Here is a 17777-nt window from a genome sequence, read left to right as displayed (position 1 = left end):
TCCAGGTCCGGCCCCGATCCGCCCAAACGGATTAGGCCCGCACTAGCAGCAGCCGGCTCCCGGCAGCGTCCGCAGGTTCCGCGCTTCCTTGCTGCGGGCGGCCAGCAGCTCGTCGGCCGGGTAGCCGACCTCCTCCAGGGTCAGCCCGTGCGGCTTGACCACGTGCACCGAGGAGTCCCGTACGGCCGCGGCCAGCACCTTCCCGGGCCAGTCGGTCGTGCGGTGGCCGTCGCCGACGTGCAGCAGGGCGCCGACCAGCGAGCGCACCATGTTGTGGCAGAAGGCGTCCGCGCGGACGGTCGCGGTGATGATGCCCTCCGCGTCCCGCTCCCAGCTGAGCTGCTGGAGGGTGCGGATCGTCGTGGCCCCCTCGCGCTTCTTGCAGTACGCGGCGAAGTCGTGCTCCCCGACCAGCGCGGCGGCGGCCTCGTTCATGGCGTCCACGTCGAGCGGCCACTGGTACCAGAGCACGTGCCCGCGGCGCAGCGGGTCCACCCCGGCCTGGTGGTCGCCCACGCGGTAGGCGTACCGGCGCCAGATCGCGGAGAACCGCGCGTTGAAGCCGGCGGGGGCCTCGGCGGCCTTCCACACCCGCACGTCGTGCGGCAGCCGCCCGGCGAGACGGCGCAGCAGCTTGTCCTGGTGCTCGGCCCACACCTCGTCCCGTACGTCGAACTGCGCGACCTGCCCGCGCGCGTGCACGCCCGCGTCGGTCCGGCCGGCCACGGTCAGCTCCACCGGGCCGGGCAGCCGCATCACGGTCTGCAGGGCCGACTCCAGCTCTCCCTGGACGGTCCGCAGCACGCGCTGCTTCGCCCAGCCGGAGAAGTCCTTGCCGTCGTAGCTCAGGTCCAGCCTGACCCGGACGTGTCCGGGCTCCACCTCGTCACTCACGTGACAGATCCTCTCAGAAACGCGAAAACGCCAGGAAACGCAGAACGGGCCCGCCCCGGTAAGGGGGCGGGCCCGTTCAGAGCCGATCAAGCGAGCTCTGATCCCGAAGGATCAGGCCTCCTTGGTCTCCTCGGCGGGGGTCTCGACAGCCTCCGCCTCCTTGACCGCGCGCTTGGTGGCGGCCTCGGCCTCACCAGTGGCCTGCTGGGCGACCGTAAGGGCCTCGACCAGCTCGATCACGGCCATCGGGGCGTTGTCGCCACGACGGTTGCCGATCTTGGTGATGCGCGTGTAACCACCGGGGCGGTTTTCGTAGCGCGGGGCGATCTCGGTGAACAGCGTGTGCACGATGCTCTTGTCCGTGATCGTCTGCAGCACCAGGCGACGGTTGTGGATGTCGCCCTTCTTGGCCTTGGTCACCAGACGCTCGGCGTAGGGACGCAGGCGACGGGCCTTGGCCTCGGTGGTGGTGATGCGGCCGTGCTCGAAGAGCGCCTTCGCGAGGTTCGCGAGGAGGTGCTTCTCGTGCGCGGCGCTGCCGCCCAGACGGGCACCCTTTGCGGGACGCGGCATGGTCATACTCCTTCATATCTGCACCGGCCGTGTCAGGTACCGGTGTCAGTTCCCCCGCGGCGGATGCCGCGGGAAAGTTCACATCAAGCCCGGCCGGCGTTTGAGGCCAAAGACCTCAGCCGCCGGCGACGGGAAGAATCAGTACTGCTCGGTCTCGACGAAACCCGCGTCCGCGTCGTCGTCGGCGCCAAACGCGTCGGCGGCGGCGGTCGGGTCGAATCCGGGCGGGCTGTCCTTGAGGGCCAGGCCCATGCCGGCCAGCTTCGCCTTGACCTCGTCGATCGACTTCGCACCGAAGTTGCGGATGTCGAGCAGGTCGGCCTCGGAGCGGGCGACGAGCTCACCCACGGAGTGGATGCCCTCGCGCTTGAGGCAGTTGTACGACCGAACGGTGAGCTCGAGCTCCTCGATCGGCAGGGCGAGATCAGCGGCCAGGGCCGCGTCCGTCGGCGAGGGGCCCATGTCGATGCCCTCGGCGTCGATGTTGAGCTCGCGGGCCAGACCGAACAGCTCGACCAGGGTCTTGCCGGCGGACGCCATGGCGTCGCGCGGGCGCATGGCCTGCTTGGTCTCGACGTCGACGATCAGCTTGTCGAAGTCGGTGCGCTGCTCGACTCGGGTCGCCTCGACCTTGTAGGTGACCTTGAGGACCGGGCTGTAGATGGAGTCGATCGGGATGCGACCGATCTCCTGGCCCAGCTGCTTGTTCTGGACGGAGGAGACGTAGCCGCGACCGCGCTCGACGGTCAGCTCCATCTCCAGCTTGCCCTTGCCGTTGAGCGTGGCGAGGACCAGGTCCGCGTTGTGCACCTCGACACCGGCCGGGGGCGCGATGTCGGCAGCGGTGACCAGGCCGGGACCCTGCTTGCGCAGGTACATCACGACCGGCTCGTCGTGCTCCGAGGAGACGACCAGCTGCTTGATGTTGAGGATGATGTCGGTGACGTCTTCCTTGACACCCGGCACGGTGGTGAACTCGTGCAGGACGCCGTCCACGCGGATGCTGGTGACAGCGGCACCCGGGATCGAGGACAGGAGCGTGCGGCGGAGCGAGTTGCCGAGGGTGTAGCCGAAGCCCGGCTCCAGCGGCTCGATCACGAACCGCGAGCGGTACTCGTCTACGACCTCTTCGGTCAGCGAGGGGCGCTGAGCGATAAGCATGTGGATTCCTTCATTCGTGGACGCCCACTATTTGACGCCCGACGGAGTGCAGCACAGGGCCGCGGACTACAAGGGTACGGGCGGTACGTCCCCAGCGAAGGGTTCGTACCGCCCGGACACTCAAAGACGCACAGGTGCGAAGCCTGAGCGCGCCTCGTCACACGCGGCGGCGCGGATCGCGCCGCCCCGGATCAGACGCGGCGGCGCTTGGGCGGACGGCAGCCGTTGTGCGGGGTGGGGGTGACGTCCTGGATCGAGCCGACCTCCAGGCCAGTGGCCTGCAGGGAGCGGATCGCGGTCTCGCGGCCGGAGCCGGGACCCTTGACGAAGACGTCGACCTTGCGCATGCCGTGCTCCTGCGCGCGACGGGCGGCCGACTCAGCGGCCATCTGCGCGGCGAAGGGGGTGGACTTGCGCGAGCCCTTGAAGCCGACGTGGCCGGCGGAGGCCCAGGAGATCACGTTGCCCGCGGGGTCCGTGATCGAAACGATGGTGTTGTTGAACGTGCTCTTGATGTGGGCGTGCCCATGAGCGACGTTCTTCTTTTCCTTGCGGCGCACCTTCTTGGCAGCGCCCTGACGACCCTTGGGGGGCATCTAAATCTCCTACGGGAGGTGGTCGGTCCTACAGCGCAAGACCGCTGAACAGGACTACTTCTTGCCCGGCTTCTTCTTACCGGCGATCGCGCGACGCGGACCCTTGCGGGTACGGGCGTTCGTGCTGGTGCGCTGACCGTGCACGGGCAGGCCACGACGGTGGCGAACACCCTGGTAGCACTGGATCTCGACCTTGCGGCGGATGTCGGCCTGGATCTCGCGGCGGAGGTCACCCTCGGTGCGGAGGTTGGCGTCCACGTACTCGCGGATCTTGACCAGGTCCTCTTCGGCCAGGTCACGAACGCGGGTGTCGGGGTTCACACCGGTGGCCGCAAGGATTTCCTTGGACCGGGTGCGACCGACACCGAAGACGTAGGTAAGTGCGATCTCCACACGCTTTTCGCGCGGGATGTCAACACCGGAAACGCGTGCCATTCAATGGCTCCTGTGTGTTCGGGGGTCTTCCGCAGAACCGAACCCCGACCGCCGACCACACCTGCTGGGTGGTGGTACGCCCGGGTCCCCGGCCCCCGCCGGAGGTGCCGCCGGTCCTGGTCAGGACTGGGCGGGTTCTGCGTATGTACGTTTTCTTACGTCGCGCGAAGAACTGCGTAGTGCAGGTCGGTCGGCGTGCGTCAGCCCTGGCGCTGCTTGTGGCGCAGGTTGTCGCAGATGACCATGACCCGACCGTGACGGCGGATCACCTTGCACTTGTCGCAGATCTTCTTGACGCTCGGCTTGACCTTCATGTTGGTGAGGTTCTCCGGGTCAGTGCCACCACCCGCGCCGGGACAGGACGTCCGGACGGGAGTGAAGACAAGATCTACTTGTATCGGTAGACGATCCGGCCACGCGTCAGGTCGTACGGAGAGAGCTCCACGACGACCCGGTCATCAGGGAGGATGCGGATGTAGTGCATGCGCATCTTGCCGCTGATGTGCGCGAGGACCTTGTGACCGTTCTGGAGTTCCACCTTGAACATCGCGTTCGGGAGGGACTCGATCACGGTGCCCTCGATTTCGATGGCACCTTGCTTCTTGGCCACGCTTCGCCTTTCGAATCGGCTACCTTGATCAGCTCCCCGCCTTCGCATGAGGACATGCGGGTGCAAAGGAGCCGACGAGTCAGTCTACGTCAGGGCCTTCCGAAAGACGAATCCGGAAAGTGTGCCCTACAGGATAGATCATCAATCCTGCCCATACCGGACCGCTTCCCAACGCCCCGCTCGCGGGCTCGGCGCTGGCGCGCCTCACAGGCTTCGCGCGGCTGCGCCGGACTCCGTCCGTCGAGCGCAGGGTCGAAGCCCCGCCCGGACCCACCCCACCCGGCCCGCCGGATCGCACGACCCGGCTCAGCCCAACGGGTCCGGCGCCGTCGTGACCCCGTACTCCGCCAGCTTCGCCTTGCCGCAGTCCGGGGAGGTGAGGACGATCGGGCCCTCCTCGGTCAGGGCGATGGAGTGCTCCCAGTGCGAGGACCAGGTGCCGTCCGTGGTGATGACCGTCCAGTCGTCCGCCAGGACCTCCGTCTGGGCGGTGCCCAGGGAGACCATCGGCTCGATCGCCAGGCACAGGCCCGGGACGAGCTTGATGCCCTTGCCCCGCTTGCGCGAGACGTAGTTCAGCAGGTGCGGGTCCATGTGCATCTCGGAACCGATGCCGTGGCCGCCGTAGTCCTCGATGATCCCGAACTTGCCGAGGCTGTGCTCACCCGTCGTCGGACGCGGCTGCCGCTTGATGTACGTCTCGATCGCCTTCGAGATGTCCACGAGGCGGTTGCCGAGCTTCATGGCGGCGATCCCGGCCCACATGGACTCCTCGGTCACCCGGGAGAGCTCCACGAGCTCAGGGGCGTGCCCAGAGCCCACGAAGGCGGTGTACGCGGCGTCGCCGTGCCAGCCCTCGACGATCGCGCCGGCGTCGATCGAGATGATGTCGCCGTCCTTGAGGACCGTCTTGTCGTCGGGGATGCCGTGGACCACGACCTCGTTGACCGAGGTGCAGATGGTCGCGGGGAATCCGCCGTACCCGAGGAAGTTCGACTTGGCGCCGGCGTCCGCGATCACCTTGCGGGCCACCATGTCCAGATCCCGCGTCGTGGCGCCGGGCACGGCCGCCTCACGGGTCGCCGCGTGGATCGCCGCGACGACCAGCCCCGCCTCGCGCATCTTCGCGATCTGCTCGGGGGTCTTGATCTGCACCATGGACGGGCCTTCCACCTTCGGATTCGGGGTCATGTCAACAGTAAGGCCGCGGCGTCCCGAGGACACCGCGGCCTTGTCTGCACTACGTACTGCGCACTACGTGGGAACTACTTCTTCAGGGCGTCCATCGCGCGCTGCGTGACGTCCTTGACCTCACCGAGGGCCGGGATCGTCGACACGAGGCCCTGGGCCTTGTAGTAGTCGATGATCGGCTCGGTCTGGGTGTGGTAGACGTCCAGCCGGTTGCGGACCGCGTCCTCGGACTGGTCCTCGCGCACGTACAGCTCGCCGCCGCAGATGTCGCAGACACCCTCGACCTTGGGCGGCTGGTACGCGATGTGGAAGACGTGCCCGCCGTCGTTGCGGCAGGTGCGCCGGCCGGCGAGGCGCTTGACGACCTCGTCCTCCTCGACCTCCAGGTCCAGGACGGCGTCGAGGTTCATGCCCTCGGCCTTCAGCATCACGTCGAGCGCCTCCGCCTGGGAGACGTTGCGCGGGAACCCGTCGAGCAGGAAACCGCCGGCGGCGTCCTCCTGCTCCATGCGGTCCTTCGCCATGCCGATGGTGATCTCGTCCGGGACGAGGTCGCCCGCGTCCATGAACGCCTTCGCGCGACGGCCGAGCTCGGTGCCCTGGCTGATGTTGGCCCGGAACAGGTCGCCCGTGGAGATGTGCGGGATCGACAAGGTCTTGGCAAGGACAGTCGCCTGCGTTCCCTTGCCCGCACCGGGCGGGCCGACGAGGACGATTCGCATCAGCGGAGGAACCCTTCGTAATTACGCTGCTGGAGCTGGCTCTCGATCTGCTTCACGGTTTCCAGACCCACACCCACGATGATCAGGATGCTCGTCCCGCCGAACGGGAAGTTCTGGTTCGCTCCGAAGCCGGCCAACGCCATCGTCGGCACAAGAGCGATCAGACCCAGGTACAGCGACCCCGGCCAGGTGATCCGGTTGAGTACGTAGCTGAGGTACTCGGCGGTGGGCCGACCGGCGCGGATGCCCGGAATGAACCCACCATACTTCTTCATGTTGTCTGCAACTTCCTCGGGGTTGAACGAGATCGCCACGTAGAAGAACGCGAAGAAGACGATCAGGAGGAAGTAGGTCGCGATGTAGTACGGGTGGTCGCCCTTGACGAAGTGCTTCTGGATCCAGGTGGCCCAGCCGGCGGTGGAACCGCTGAACTGCACGACCAGTGCCGGGATGTAGAGCAGCGACGAGGCGAAGATGACGGGGATGATGCCCGCCTGGTTCACCTTGAGCGGGATGTACGTCGAGGTACCGCCGTAGGCACGGCGGCCGATCATGCGCTTCGCGTACTGGACCGGGATCCGTCGCTGCGCCTGCTCGACGAAGACCACCAGGCCCACCATCGCGAGGCCGACCAGCATGACCACGCCGAACTCGACCCAGCCGTCCGCGATCTTGCCCTGCTCCTTGATGGCCCACAGGGATCCGATGAAGCCCGCGGCGATCGAGATGAACATCAGGATCGACATGCCGTTGCCGATGCCCCGGTCGGTGATGAGCTCACCGAGCCACATGACGACACAGGTACCGGCGGTCATGGTGAGCACCATGACGACGGTGGTGAAGATCGACCGGTCCGGAACGATCTGACTCGCGACCGAGCAGTTCTGGAAGAGGGCGCCGCTGCGGGCGGTGGCGACGAGGCCGGTGCCCTGCAGGATCGCCAGTGCGACCGTCAGATAGCGCGTGTACTGCGTGATCTTCGACGTGCCGGCCTGACCCTCTTTCTTGAGGGTCTCCAGCTTCGGGATGACCACGGTCAGCAGCTGCAAGATGATGCTCGCCGTGATGTACGGCATGATGCCGAGCGCAAAGATCGTGATCTGCAGCAGCGCACCGCCACTGAACATGTTGACCAGTCCGAAGAGCCCGCCGTTCTGGCCGGACGCCTGTTCAACACAGATCTGGACGTTCGTATAGCTCACGCCGGGTACGGGAACGTGGGACCCGAGCCGGAACAGCACGATGATGCCGAGCGTGAAGAGCAGTTTCTTGCGCAGGTCGGGCGTCTTGAACGCCCGGGCGAACGCGGTTAGCACGGTGCCTCCTGCGACCCCCGCGCTACTGCGTCAGAGGTGACGGTCTGAGGGATCGACGAATGTGTACAAGCAAAGGTGCAGGCCACCTTACCGGCGTCTGCACCTTCCATGGAACGACCAACCGGGGATGCCCCATATGTGAGGCACCCCCGGTCGGGTTTCTAGCTATTTGTCACTGAGTTCGTCTTAGACGAGCTCGGTCACAGAGCCACCAGCGGCGGCAATCTTCTCCTTGGCGGAGCCGGAGACGGCGTCAACCGAAACCTGCAGCGCCACGGAGATCTCGCCCTGGCCCAGGACCTTGACGAGGCTGTTCTTGCGAACCGCGCCCTTGGCGACCAGGTCGGCCACCGTGACTTCTCCACCCTCGGGGTAGAGAGCGCCGAGCTTGTCCAGGTTCACGACCTGGAACTCGGTGCGGAACGGGTTCTTGAAGCCCTTGAGCTTCGGGAGACGCATGTGGAGGGGCATCTGCCCGCCCTCAAAGCGAATCGGGATCTGGTAGCGGGCCTTCTGGCCCTTCGTACCACGACCGGCCGTCTTACCCTTCGACGCCTCACCACGACCGACACGGGTCTTCGCGGTCTTGGCGCCGGGGGCGGGACGGAGGTTGTGGGCCTTCAGCGGGCTGCTCTCAGCCATGTTAGTCAACCTCCTCAACCGTCACGAGGTGGCGGACGGTGTGAACCATTCCGCGGAACTCGGGGCGGTCCTCCTTGACCACGACGTCGTTCAGGCGCTTGAGCCCGAGCGAACGCAGCGTGTCGCGGTGGTTCTGCTTGGTGCCGATGTACGACTTGATCTGCGTGACCTTGAGGCGAGCCATTACGCACCCGCCCCAGCACGTGCACGGAGCAGAGCCGCGGGGGCGACGTCCTCAAGGGGCAGACCACGGCGAGCCGCGATCTCCTCGGGACGCTGCAGGCCCTTGAGGGCCGCCACGGTCGCGTGCACGATGTTGATCGCGTTGGAAGAACCAAGCGACTTCGACAGGATGTCGTGAACGCCGGCGCACTCCAGAACGGCGCGCACCGGGCCACCGGCGATAACACCGGTACCGGGGGCAGCCGGCTTCAGCAGCACGACGCCCGCGGCACGCTCGCCCGTGATCGGGTGAGGAATCGTGCCCTGGATGCGCGGAACCTTGAAGAAGGACTTCTTGGCTTCCTCGACACCCTTGGCGATGGCCGCGGGAACTTCCTTGGCCTTGCCGTAACCGACACCTACAGTGCCGTCACCGTCGCCCACCACGACCAGCGCGGTGAAGCTGAAGCGGCGACCACCCTTGACAACCTTGGCGACGCGGTTGATCGCGACAACGCGCTCAACGTAAGCGGTCTTCTCGGCGGCAGGGCCACCGTCGCGACCCTTCCGGTCCCGCCGCTCGCCGCCACCGGCACCGCTTCCGCGGCGCTGGGGTCCAGCCATTGGATTACCTCTCTCTGTTACGTCCGTGAGTCCCGGAAAACGGGGCTTAGAACTTCAGCCCGGCTTCGCGGGCGGCGTCAGCCAGAGCGGCAATGCGCCCGGCGTATCGGTTGCCACCGCGGTCGAACACGACGGTCTCGACACCCGCGGCCTTGGCGCGCTCGGCGACGAGTGCGCCGACGGCCTGGGCCTGGGCGCTCTTGTCGCCTTCGCCACCGCGGATCGAGGTGTCCAGGGTCGACGCGGACGCCAGGGTGTGACCCTGGAGGTCGTCGATGACCTGAGCAACGATGTTGCGGTTGGAACGCGTCACGACGAGGCGCGGACGCTCCGCCGTACCCGAGACGTTCTTGCGGATGCGGATGTGACGGCGGGCCTTGGCGGCACGCTTGTACGCGTCGCCCTTGGCGATCTTTACACCGTATGCCATGGCTACTTACCAGCCTTTCCGACCTTGCGGCGGATGACTTCGCCGGCGTACTTGACACCCTTGGCCTTGTACGGGTCGGGCTTCCGCAGCTTGCGGATGTTGGCGGCGACCTCGCCGACCTTCTGCTTGTCGATGCCCTCGACCGAGAACTTGGTGGGCGACTCGACCTTGAAGGAGATGCCCTCGGGCGCCTCGATCAGGATCGGGTGGCTGTAACCAAGCTGGAACTCCAGGTTGGAGCCCTTCGCGGCGACGCGGTAACCGACACCGCTGATCTCAAGAGCCTTCACGTAACCCGTGGTCACGCCGGTGATCATGTTCGCCACCAGCGTGCGGGACAGGCCGTGCAGGGCCTTGTTCTGACGCTCGTCGTTGGGGCGGGTGACGTTCAGAACGCCGTCCTCACCCTTGACGATCTCGATCGGCGCCTTGACGGTGAGCGCGAGGGAACCCTTGGGGCCCTTCACAGCCACAGCCTGGCCGTCGATGGTGACGTCCACACCGGCGGGAACCTGGATGGGGAGCTTGCCGATTCGCGACATTGCTTTTCCTCCGTTCCCGACTACCAGACGTAGGCGAGGACTTCCCCACCTACGCCCTTCTTGCCTGCCTGCTGGCCGGTGAGCAGACCGTGGGACGTGGAGATGATCGCCACGCCCAGGCCGCCGAGCACCTTCGGCAGGTTGGTGGACTTTGCGTACACACGCAGACCGGGCTTCGAGATCCGCTTGATGCCCGCAATGGAGCGCTCGCGGTTCGGGCCGAACTTCAGCTCGAGGACGAGGTTCTTGCCGACCTCGGCGTCCTCGACCTTCCAGCCGGTGATGAAACCCTCCTGCTTGAGGATTTCTGCGATGTGCGACTTGATCTTGCTGTGCGGCATCACGACGGAGTCGTGGTACGCCGAGTTAGCGTTACGCAGACGCGTGAGCATGTCTGCGATCGGGTCAGTCATGGTCATGAAGTGGCCTTCGGCCTCTCTCGCCGGGGTTTCCTGTATGCGCCATCCCTCTCCCCACTCAGTGGCGGGACGGGTGCGGTGCGGGGACCTACGGCGTAGTAAGTCGTTATGGGCGGCGGACGCCCAACCACACAAGCCTAAGGCATGCGCGGCCGGGCATCCGCCGACCAGATGCTTACCGAGAGTGCCTGGAAGTTCCCAAGTCCTTGCGGACGAGAGGGAATTACCAGGAGCTCTTGGTCACGCCCGGCAGCTCGCCACGGTGAGCCATCTCACGAAGGCAGATGCGGCACAGGCCGAACTTGCGGTACACGGAGTGAGGGCGACCGCAGCGCTGGCAGCGGGTGTACGCACGCACACCGAACTTGGGCTTACGGGCAGCCTTCGCGATGAGAGCCTTCTTCGCCATCTCGCTTACGCCTCCTTGAAGGGGAAGCCGAGGTGACGAAGGAGGGCGCGGCCCTCGTCGTCGTTGGTCGCCGTGGTAACCACGGTGATGTCCATACCCCGGGTACGGTCGATCTTGTCCTGGTCGATCTCGTGGAACATGACCTGCTCCGTGAGACCGAAGGTGTAGTTGCCACGGCCGTCGAACTGCTTCGGCGACAGACCACGGAAGTCACGGATACGCGGAAGCGCGAGCGACAGCGTACGGTCCAGGAACTCCCACATGCGGTCACCACGGAGGGTGACGTGGCAGCCGATCGGCTGACCCTCGCGCAGCTTGAACTGCGCGATGGACTTGCGGGCCTTCGTGACGGCCGGCTTCTGACCGGTGATCGTCGTCAGGTCCTTGATGGCGCCGTCGATCAGCTTGGAGTCGCGGGCGGCGTCGCCCACACCCATGTTGACCACGATCTTCACGAGGCCGGGAATCTGCATGACGTTCTCGTAGGAGAACTCTTCACGCAGCTTGCCCGCGATGTCCTCGCGGTACTTCGTCTTGAGACGCGGAGTGGTAGCCATCAGATGTCCTCACCCGTCCGCTTGGCAACGCGGATCTTGTTGCCCTCGTCATCGAAGCGGAAACCGACGCGGGTAACGACCTTCTGGCCGTCCTTCTCCACAACCAGCTGAACATTGCTGACGTGGATCGGCGCCTCGGTGATCACGATGCCACCGGTCTGCGAGCCACCAGCGGTCTGGCCGGCCTTGGTGTGCTTCTTGACCCGGTTGACACCCTCGACGAGGACACGGTTCTCAGTAGGGATGGCCAGAATGACCTTGCCCTGCTTGCCCTTGTCCTTACCGGTGATGACCTGAACCAGGTCGCCCTTCTTGATCTTCATGCTTACAGCACCTCCGGCGCGAGCGAGATGATCTTCATGAACTTCTTCTCGCGCAGCTCACGGCCCACCGGGCCGAAGATACGGGTGCCACGAGGGTCGCCGTCGTTCTTCAGAATGACGGCGGCGTTCTCGTCGAAGCGGATGTACGAGCCGTCCTGGCGGCGGCGTTCCTTCACGGTGCGAACGATGACGGCCTTGACGACGTCACCCTTCTTCACGTTGCCACCGGGGATCGCGTCCTTGACGGTGGCAACGATGACGTCACCGATGCCCGCGTAGCGGCGACCGGAACCACCGAGAACACGGATGCAAAGGATCTCCTTGGCACCAGTGTTGTCGGCGACACGCAGTCGCGACTCCTGCTGGATCACGTCTATCTCCTGTTTGTCTGCCGGTTCCCGGCGGGGGCATCACTCCGAAGAGCTACCGCCCCCACCGAGCCTGGCGGAACGAACCTGAGGGGCCCCTGGGCTTGATGCCCAGGGCCTCAGATAATTACTTGGCCTTCTCGAGGATCTCGACGATGCGCCAGCGCTTGCTCGCCGACAGCGGACGCGTCTCCATGATGAGGACGCGGTCGCCGACGCCGGCAGCGTTCTGCTCGTCGTGCGCCTTGAGCTTGTTGGTACGGCGGATGACCTTGCCGTAGAGCGCGTGCTTCACGCGGTCCTCGACAGCGACGACGACGGTCTTGTCCATCTTGTCGCTGACGACAAGACCCTCACGGGTCTTGCGGAAGCCGCGGTCAGTCGTCTCAGTCACGTTCTTCTCGCTCATCAGGCGCTCTCCACCGTCTCGATACCGAGCTCACGCTCGTGCATCAGGGTGTAGATGCGAGCGATGTCCTTACGGACGGACTTGAGCCGGCCGTTGTTCTCCAGCTGACCCGTGGCCGCCTGGAAGCGCAGCTTGAACAGCTCTTCCTTGGCCTCGCGCAGCTTGCCAACGAGCTCCTCGTTACCGAGCTCACGCAGCTCGGACGCCTTGGTTCCCGTCGCCATCACGACTCACCTGCCTCGCGCCGAACAATCCGGCACTTCATCGGAAGCTTGTGAGCAGCGCGGGTGAGCGCCTCACGAGCAATCTTCTCGTTCGGGTAGGACAGCTCGAACATGACCCGGCCCGGGTGCACGTTCGCGATCCACCACTCGGGAGAACCCTTACCGGAACCCATGCGGGTCTCGGCAGGCTTCTTCGTCAGGGGACGGTCCGGGTAGATGTTGATCCAGACCTTGCCGCCACGCTTGATGTGGCGGGTCATCGCGATACGAGCCGCCTCGATCTGGCGGTTCGTCACGTAGGCGGGGGTAAGCGCCTGGATGCCGTACTCGCCGAACGAGACCTCAGTACCGCCCTTGGCCATACCGCGGCGCTTCGGGTGGTGCTGCTTGCGGTGCTTGACCCTACGAGGGATCAGCATGTCGGTCAGGCCTCCGTTCCGGTGCTCTCAGCCGGAGCGGCGGCGGGAGCGTCGGCCTTGGGGGCCTCGGCACCAGCAGCCTGCTGCGGCTTGCGGCCACCACGGCCGCCGCGCTCGCCACCACGGCCACCACGGCCGGCGGGACGGTCGCTAGCGCCGGCGGCACCACGGGCCGGGCGGTTACCCGCACGGGCCGCAGCGTTCTCGGCGCGAACCTCGGCGATGTTCTTGACGTCGCCCTTGTAGATCCAGACCTTCACACCGATACGGCCGAAGGTGGTCTTGGCCTCGAAGAAGCCGTAGTCCACGTTCGCGCGGAGGGTGTGCAGCGGCACACGGCCTTCGCGGTAGAACTCGGAGCGGGACATCTCGGCGCCGCCGAGGCGACCGCCACACTGGATCTTGATGCCCTTGGCGCCGGCCTTCATCGTGCCCTGCATGCTCTTACGCATGGCGCGACGGAAGGAGACGCGGGAGGAGAGCTGCTCGGCAACGGCCTGCGCGACGAGCTGAGCGTCGACCTCGGGGTTCTTGACCTCGAGGATGTTCAGCTGCACCTGCTTGCCCGTGAGCTTCTCGAGGTCACCGCGGATGCGGTCGGCCTCGGCGCCACGGCGGCCGATGACGATGCCCGGACGAGCGGTGTGGATGTCCACACGCACGCGGTCACGGGTGCGCTCGATCTCAACCTTCGAGATGCCGGCGCGCTCCATGCCGGACGTCATCATCCTGCGGATGGCGACGTCTTCCTTGACGTAGTCCTTGTACAGCTTGTCGGCGTACCAACGCGACTTGAAGTCGGTGGTGATGCCGAGCCGGAACCCGTGCGGGTTTACCTTCTGGCCCATTACCGGGAACCTTCCTTGCTGCTGACGACCACGGTGATGTGGCTGGTCCGCTTGCGGATCCGGTAGGCACGGCCCTGGGCACGCGGACGGAACCGCTTCAGGGTCGGGCCCTCGTCCACGTACGCCTCGCTGATGACCAGCGTGGAGGCGTCCGGGTGGTTGTAGTTGTGTGCGGCGTTGGCAATGGCGCTGTCAAGCACCTTGCCAACCGGCACGCTCGCGGCCTGCGGGGCGAAACGCAGGACCGCCTGAGCCTCCGTGGCATCCATGCCACGGATAAGGTCCACCACTCGGCGGGCCTTCATGGGCGTGACGCGGATGTACCGCGCCTGGGCCCTGGCTTCCATGGTTGTCCCTTCGGTGTAAGTCATAGTCGTTACCACCCCGCCTTTAGCGGCGCTTCGACTTCCGGTCGTCCTTGACGTGGCCGCGGAAGGTGCGAGTCGGCGAGAACTCGCCGAGCTTGTGGCCGACCATCGACTCGGTGACGAACACCGGGACGTGGATCTTGCCGTTGTGCACCGCGATGGTGTGACCCAGCATGGCCGGGATGATCATCGAGCGACGGGACCAGGTCTTAATGACGGTCTTGGTACCGGCTTCGTTCTGTACGTCCACCTTCTTAATGAGGTGTCCGTCGACGAAGGGTCCCTTCTTGAGACTGCGCGGCATCTAAACCCGCTCCTAGCGCTTCTTGTTCGTCTTGCGGCGGCGGACGATGTACTTGCTCGAAGCCTTCTTCGGCGAGCGAGTACGACCCTCCTTCTGACCCCACGGGGAGACCGGGTGACGACCACCGGAGGTCTTACCCTCACCACCACCGTGCGGGTGGTCGACCGGGTTCATCGCGACACCGCGGACGGAGGGGCGAACGCCCTTCCAGCGCATGCGGCCGGCCTTGCCCCAGTTGATGTTCGACTGCTCGGCGTTGCCGACCTCACCGACGGTCGCGCGGCAGCGCGCGTCGACGAGACGGATTTCACCCGACGGCATACGAAGGTGGGCCATGGTGCCCTCCTTCGCCAGCAGCTGCACGGAGGCACCAGCGGAGCGGGCGAACTTGGCGCCGCCACCGGGACGGAGCTCGATCGCGTGGATCGTGGTACCGACCGGGATGTTGCGGAGTGCCAGGTTGTTACCGGGCTTGATGTCGGCCGTGGGGCCGTTCTCAATCCGGTCGCCCTGCTTCAGGTTCTTCGGCGCAATGATGTAGCGCTTCTCACCGTCGGCGTAGTGCAGGAGCGCGATGCGCGCAGTGCGGTTGGGGTCGTACTCGATGTGCGCGACCTTGGCCGGCACGCCGTCCTTGTCGTGACGACGGAAGTCGATCACACGGTAGGCGCGCTTGTGGCCGCCACCCTGGTGTCGAACCGTGATCCGACCGGTGTTGTTACGGCCGCCCTTGCTGTGCAGGGGGCGGACCAGCGACTTCTCCGGCGTGGACCGCGTGATCTCGACAAAGTCGGCGACGCTGGAGCCACGACGGCCCGGGGTCGTCGGCTTGTACTTGCGGATACCCATTTCTCAGTCCTCGTCCGATTCCGGACGACTAGACCTCCGTTAGGAGGCCTGGCCGCCGAAGATGTCGATTCGGTCGCCCTCAGCGAGGGTCACGATGGCGCGCTTGGTGTCAGCGCGCTTGCCGAAACCGGTCTTGGTGCGCTTGCGCTTACCCTGACGGTTGATCGTGTTGACCCCGGTGACCTTGACCCCGAAGACCGCCTCGACGGCCTGCTTGATCTGAGTCTTGTTGGAGCCGGGCGCGACGATGAACGTGTACTTGTTCTCGTCCAGCAGCGCGTAGCTCTTCTCCGAGACAACCGGCTTGATCAGCAGGTCGCGCGGGTCGGTGAAGGTCTTGCTGGTAACGGTCGCCTCAGACATCAGGCGTCGCTCCCTTCGGTCTCATCGGCCTTGGGGCCAGACACGAAGGACTCGAAAGCGGCCTGAGTGAAGACCACGTCGTCAGAGACGATCACGTCGTACGTGTTCAGCTGGCCCGGCTCCAGGATGTGAACCTGGGGCAGGTTGCGGGCGGACAGCCACGCGGCCTCGTCGGCGCGGTCGACGACCAGGAGCAGGTTCTTGCGCTCCGAGATCTTGCCGAACAGCGTCTTGGCGGCCTTCGTGGAGGCGGCACCCTCGACCACACCGGTGACGATGTGGATACGGGAGTGACGCGCACGGTCCGAGAGGGCACCGCGGAGGGCGGCGGCCTTCATCTTCTTCGGGGTCCGCTGCGAGTAGTCACGCGGCTGCGGGCCGTGAACGACGCCACCTCCGACGAACTGCGGAGCGCGGGTGGAACCCTGGCGAGCGCGGCCGGTGCCCTTCTGGCGGTACGGCTTGCGGCCACCACCACGGACTTCGCCACGACGCTTGGTCTTGTGCGTGCCCTGACGGGCAGCAGCCAGCTGAGCGACAACGACCTGGTGGATCAGCGGAATGCTGGTCTTCGCGTCGAAGATCTCCGCGGGGAGCTCGACGGTACCGGCCTTGTCGCCTGCCGGCGAAAGGATGTCAATGGTGCTCATTACCTCAAGCCCCCTTGGCCGCGGTACGGACCAGGACGAGGCCGCCGTTCGGACCGGGGACCGCGCCCTTGATGAGGAGCAGACCCTTCTCCGCGTCAACCGCGTGGATGGTCAGGTTCTGGGTGGTGACGCGCTCGTTGCCCATACGACCGGCCATGCGCATGCCCTTGAAGACACGCCCAGGGGTGGCGCAGCCACCGATCGAACCGGGGGAGCGGTGCTTGCGCTGGACGCCGTGCCCGGCGCCGAGGCCCTTGAAGTTGTGACGCTTCATGACACCGGCGAAGCCCTTGCCCTTGCTGTTGCCCGTGACGTCAACCTTGACGCCGGACTCGAACACGGCAGCCGTGATCTCCTGGCCGAGCGTGTACTCGCTGGCGTCGGAGGTACGGAGCTCCACCAGGTGGCGGCGGGGGGTGACGTCGGCCTTGGCGAAGTGACCCTTGAGGGGCTTGTTCACCTTGCGCGGGTCGATCTCGCCGAAGGCGATCTGGACCGACTCGTAGCCATCGATCTCGTTCTTACGGACCTGGGTAACAACGCAGGGCCCGGCCTTGACCACGGTCACCGGGACGACACGGTTGTTCTCGTCCCAGACCTGGGTCATGCCGAGCTTCTCGCCCAGGACGCCCTTGATCTGCTTTGCCATCTTCTCCGTGCCTCTCAGAGCTTGATCTCGATGTCAACGCCGGCCGGAAGGTCCAGGCGCATCAGCGAGTCAACGGTCTTGGGCGTCGGGTCGAGGATGTCGATCAGGCGCTTGTGAGTGCGCATCTCGAAGTGCTCGCGCGAGTCCTTGTACTTGTGCGGCGACTTGATGACGCAGTACACGTTCTTCTCAGTGGGCAGCGGCACCGGGCCCGCGACCGACGCACCAGTGCGCGTCACCGTCTCGACGATCTTCTTCGCCGACGAATCGATGACCTCGTGGTCGTAGGCCTTGAGCCGGATGCGGATCTTCTGTCCCGCCATGGCTACTCCGTAGTCCTGTCTGTTGTGGAAACGCTCTGGTCTTCGGCCGGCTGCGGATCGCTCCGCCGCTCTCCTCCGACCCACGCGGTCGGGCGTGTCGCGCTCCCTCTACAGAAAATTCCCATACGGAAATTCCCTCGTCCAAGGGGGCGCGGTCCCAAGACCGCAGATCGGGGGCAAACACCCACCGAGTACCTGGCAGACACCGTGCTGACGCTTCCCAGAAGATTCCCGTACGTCCGCCCCATTGCTGCCCCGAGAGGCAGGTAAGGCGACGAGTACTGTGGGACTCGCTTCCGGTCCTCCCGGCGGGAGGCGCGCAGCATCGGCACACGGCCGAGCAACTTGAGTAGTCTGCCATACGAGACACGTATGGCGCCAATCGGGCGGAAGAGAA

Annotated in this window: 31 protein-coding genes; all 31 read right to left on the bottom strand. The window is 65.7% G+C overall.

Features of this window, described 5'->3' with window-relative positions; genetic code table 11:
- Positions 1–42 precede the first annotated feature (42 nt).
- The gene (gene truA, locus ACODT5_RS42280; protein WP_422524234.1) at positions 43–894 is read right to left on the bottom strand and encodes a tRNA pseudouridine(38-40) synthase TruA; all 852 of its coding nucleotides are present in this window, start codon (positions 892–894) and stop codon (positions 43–45) included.
- 111 nt (positions 895–1005) lie between these two features.
- Positions 1006–1467 (bottom strand): 50S ribosomal protein L17, encoded by a 462-nt coding sequence (rplQ, locus tag ACODT5_RS42275; RefSeq protein WP_030154710.1) that lies wholly within the window; start codon positions 1465–1467, stop codon positions 1006–1008.
- 138 nt (positions 1468–1605) lie between these two features.
- Positions 1606–2628 (bottom strand): DNA-directed RNA polymerase subunit alpha, encoded by a 1023-nt coding sequence (locus ACODT5_RS42270; RefSeq protein ID WP_422524233.1) that lies wholly within the window; start codon positions 2626–2628, stop codon positions 1606–1608.
- A 191-nt stretch (positions 2629–2819) separates the two neighbouring features.
- Entirely contained in the window at positions 2820–3224 is a 405-nt protein-coding gene (rpsK, locus tag ACODT5_RS42265; protein WP_006376016.1) for a 30S ribosomal protein S11, read from the bottom strand.
- 54 nt (positions 3225–3278) lie between these two features.
- Entirely contained in the window at positions 3279–3659 is a 381-nt protein-coding gene (rpsM, locus tag ACODT5_RS42260; RefSeq protein WP_053682609.1) for a 30S ribosomal protein S13, read from the bottom strand.
- Positions 3660–3859: 200 nt separating this feature from the next.
- A complete protein-coding gene (gene rpmJ / locus ACODT5_RS42255) occupies positions 3860–3973 on the bottom strand; it encodes a 50S ribosomal protein L36 (protein ID WP_003956441.1) in 114 nt (37 codons plus the stop codon).
- Positions 3974–4047: 74 nt separating this feature from the next.
- Positions 4048–4269, bottom strand: coding sequence for a translation initiation factor IF-1 (infA, locus tag ACODT5_RS42250; RefSeq protein WP_003956442.1), 222 nt, complete (start codon positions 4267–4269; stop codon positions 4048–4050).
- Positions 4270–4575: 306 nt separating this feature from the next.
- Entirely contained in the window at positions 4576–5427 is an 852-nt protein-coding gene (gene map, locus ACODT5_RS42245; RefSeq protein ID WP_266880620.1) for a type I methionyl aminopeptidase, read from the bottom strand.
- A gap of 107 nt (positions 5428–5534) precedes the next feature.
- Positions 5535–6182, bottom strand: a complete 648-nt coding sequence (locus ACODT5_RS42240) for an adenylate kinase (protein WP_266905452.1) — start codon at positions 6180–6182, stop codon at positions 5535–5537.
- Positions 6182–7498 (bottom strand): preprotein translocase subunit SecY, encoded by a 1317-nt coding sequence (gene secY / locus ACODT5_RS42235; RefSeq protein WP_356507278.1) that lies wholly within the window; start codon positions 7496–7498, stop codon positions 6182–6184. The genes ACODT5_RS42240 and secY overlap by 1 nt, the downstream gene beginning before the upstream one ends.
- Before the next feature lie 186 nt (positions 7499–7684).
- A complete protein-coding gene (gene rplO / locus ACODT5_RS42230) occupies positions 7685–8140 on the bottom strand; it encodes a 50S ribosomal protein L15 (RefSeq protein WP_422524232.1) in 456 nt (151 codons plus the stop codon).
- A gap of 1 nt (position 8141) precedes the next feature.
- Positions 8142–8324, bottom strand: a complete 183-nt coding sequence (gene rpmD / locus ACODT5_RS42225; RefSeq protein ID WP_422524231.1) for a 50S ribosomal protein L30 — start codon at positions 8322–8324, stop codon at positions 8142–8144.
- Entirely contained in the window at positions 8324–8926 is a 603-nt protein-coding gene (gene rpsE, locus ACODT5_RS42220; RefSeq protein WP_008739695.1) for a 30S ribosomal protein S5, read from the bottom strand. Before rpsE ends, rpmD begins: the two co-directional genes overlap by 1 nt.
- A gap of 46 nt (positions 8927–8972) precedes the next feature.
- A complete protein-coding gene (gene rplR / locus ACODT5_RS42215) occupies positions 8973–9356 on the bottom strand; it encodes a 50S ribosomal protein L18 (protein ID WP_008739696.1) in 384 nt (127 codons plus the stop codon).
- A gap of 2 nt (positions 9357–9358) precedes the next feature.
- Positions 9359–9898, bottom strand: coding sequence for a 50S ribosomal protein L6 (rplF, locus tag ACODT5_RS42210; RefSeq protein ID WP_243333369.1), 540 nt, complete (start codon positions 9896–9898; stop codon positions 9359–9361).
- A 20-nt stretch (positions 9899–9918) separates the two neighbouring features.
- Positions 9919–10317, bottom strand: coding sequence for a 30S ribosomal protein S8 (gene rpsH / locus ACODT5_RS42205; protein ID WP_008739698.1), 399 nt, complete (start codon positions 10315–10317; stop codon positions 9919–9921).
- Between the two features lie 223 nt (positions 10318–10540).
- Positions 10541–10726: a type Z 30S ribosomal protein S14 gene (locus ACODT5_RS42200; RefSeq protein WP_422524230.1), complete on the bottom strand. Its 186-nt coding sequence runs from the start codon at positions 10724–10726 to the stop codon at positions 10541–10543.
- A gap of 5 nt (positions 10727–10731) precedes the next feature.
- Entirely contained in the window at positions 10732–11283 is a 552-nt protein-coding gene (gene rplE / locus ACODT5_RS42195; RefSeq protein WP_030388859.1) for a 50S ribosomal protein L5, read from the bottom strand.
- Entirely contained in the window at positions 11283–11606 is a 324-nt protein-coding gene (rplX, locus tag ACODT5_RS42190; protein WP_215023444.1) for a 50S ribosomal protein L24, read from the bottom strand. The genes rplE and rplX overlap by 1 nt, the downstream gene beginning before the upstream one ends.
- A 2-nt stretch (positions 11607–11608) precedes the next feature.
- Complete coding sequence (gene rplN, locus ACODT5_RS42185; protein ID WP_003956455.1) at positions 11609–11977, bottom strand: 50S ribosomal protein L14; 369 nt, start codon at positions 11975–11977, stop codon at positions 11609–11611.
- 124 nt (positions 11978–12101) lie between these two features.
- On the bottom strand, positions 12102–12383 hold the full coding sequence (gene rpsQ / locus ACODT5_RS42180; protein WP_243333368.1) for a 30S ribosomal protein S17: 282 nt from the start codon (positions 12381–12383) through the stop codon (positions 12102–12104).
- A complete protein-coding gene (gene rpmC / locus ACODT5_RS42175; protein ID WP_008739703.1) occupies positions 12383–12607 on the bottom strand; it encodes a 50S ribosomal protein L29 in 225 nt (74 codons plus the stop codon). Before rpmC ends, rpsQ begins: the two co-directional genes overlap by 1 nt.
- Positions 12607–13026 carry a 50S ribosomal protein L16 gene (rplP, locus tag ACODT5_RS42170; RefSeq protein ID WP_030026326.1) on the bottom strand — a complete coding sequence of 140 codons (420 nt, stop codon included), beginning with the start codon at positions 13024–13026 and terminating at the stop codon, positions 12607–12609. Before rplP ends, rpmC begins: the two co-directional genes overlap by 1 nt.
- Before the next feature lie 5 nt (positions 13027–13031).
- Complete coding sequence (rpsC, locus tag ACODT5_RS42165; RefSeq protein WP_422524229.1) at positions 13032–13874, bottom strand: 30S ribosomal protein S3; 843 nt, start codon at positions 13872–13874, stop codon at positions 13032–13034.
- Positions 13874–14221, bottom strand: a complete 348-nt coding sequence (gene rplV, locus ACODT5_RS42160; RefSeq protein ID WP_007265904.1) for a 50S ribosomal protein L22 — start codon at positions 14219–14221, stop codon at positions 13874–13876. The genes rpsC and rplV overlap by 1 nt, the downstream gene beginning before the upstream one ends.
- Positions 14222–14264: 43 nt before the next feature.
- Entirely contained in the window at positions 14265–14546 is a 282-nt protein-coding gene (gene rpsS / locus ACODT5_RS42155) for a 30S ribosomal protein S19 (RefSeq protein ID WP_112447747.1), read from the bottom strand.
- Between the two features lie 12 nt (positions 14547–14558).
- Entirely contained in the window at positions 14559–15395 is an 837-nt protein-coding gene (gene rplB, locus ACODT5_RS42150; RefSeq protein ID WP_112447748.1) for a 50S ribosomal protein L2, read from the bottom strand.
- 39 nt (positions 15396–15434) lie between these two features.
- The gene (rplW, locus tag ACODT5_RS42145; RefSeq protein ID WP_030154694.1) at positions 15435–15758 is read right to left on the bottom strand and encodes a 50S ribosomal protein L23; all 324 of its coding nucleotides are present in this window, start codon (positions 15756–15758) and stop codon (positions 15435–15437) included.
- Complete coding sequence (gene rplD / locus ACODT5_RS42140) at positions 15758–16408, bottom strand: 50S ribosomal protein L4 (protein ID WP_214946848.1); 651 nt, start codon at positions 16406–16408, stop codon at positions 15758–15760. Before rplD ends, rplW begins: the two co-directional genes overlap by 1 nt.
- Positions 16409–16412: 4 nt before the next feature.
- Entirely contained in the window at positions 16413–17057 is a 645-nt protein-coding gene (gene rplC / locus ACODT5_RS42135; protein ID WP_112447750.1) for a 50S ribosomal protein L3, read from the bottom strand.
- A gap of 14 nt (positions 17058–17071) precedes the next feature.
- Positions 17072–17380 carry a 30S ribosomal protein S10 gene (gene rpsJ, locus ACODT5_RS42130; protein ID WP_003948644.1) on the bottom strand — a complete coding sequence of 103 codons (309 nt, stop codon included), beginning with the start codon at positions 17378–17380 and terminating at the stop codon, positions 17072–17074.
- Positions 17381–17777 lie beyond the last annotated feature (397 nt).

The organism is Streptomyces tatrensis (assembly GCF_049310065.1).
GTDB lineage: Bacteria > Actinomycetota > Actinomycetes > Streptomycetales > Streptomycetaceae > Streptomyces.
The sequence above is the reverse complement of the archived record's forward strand: the minus strand, read 5'-3'. Positions and strand labels throughout refer to the sequence as shown.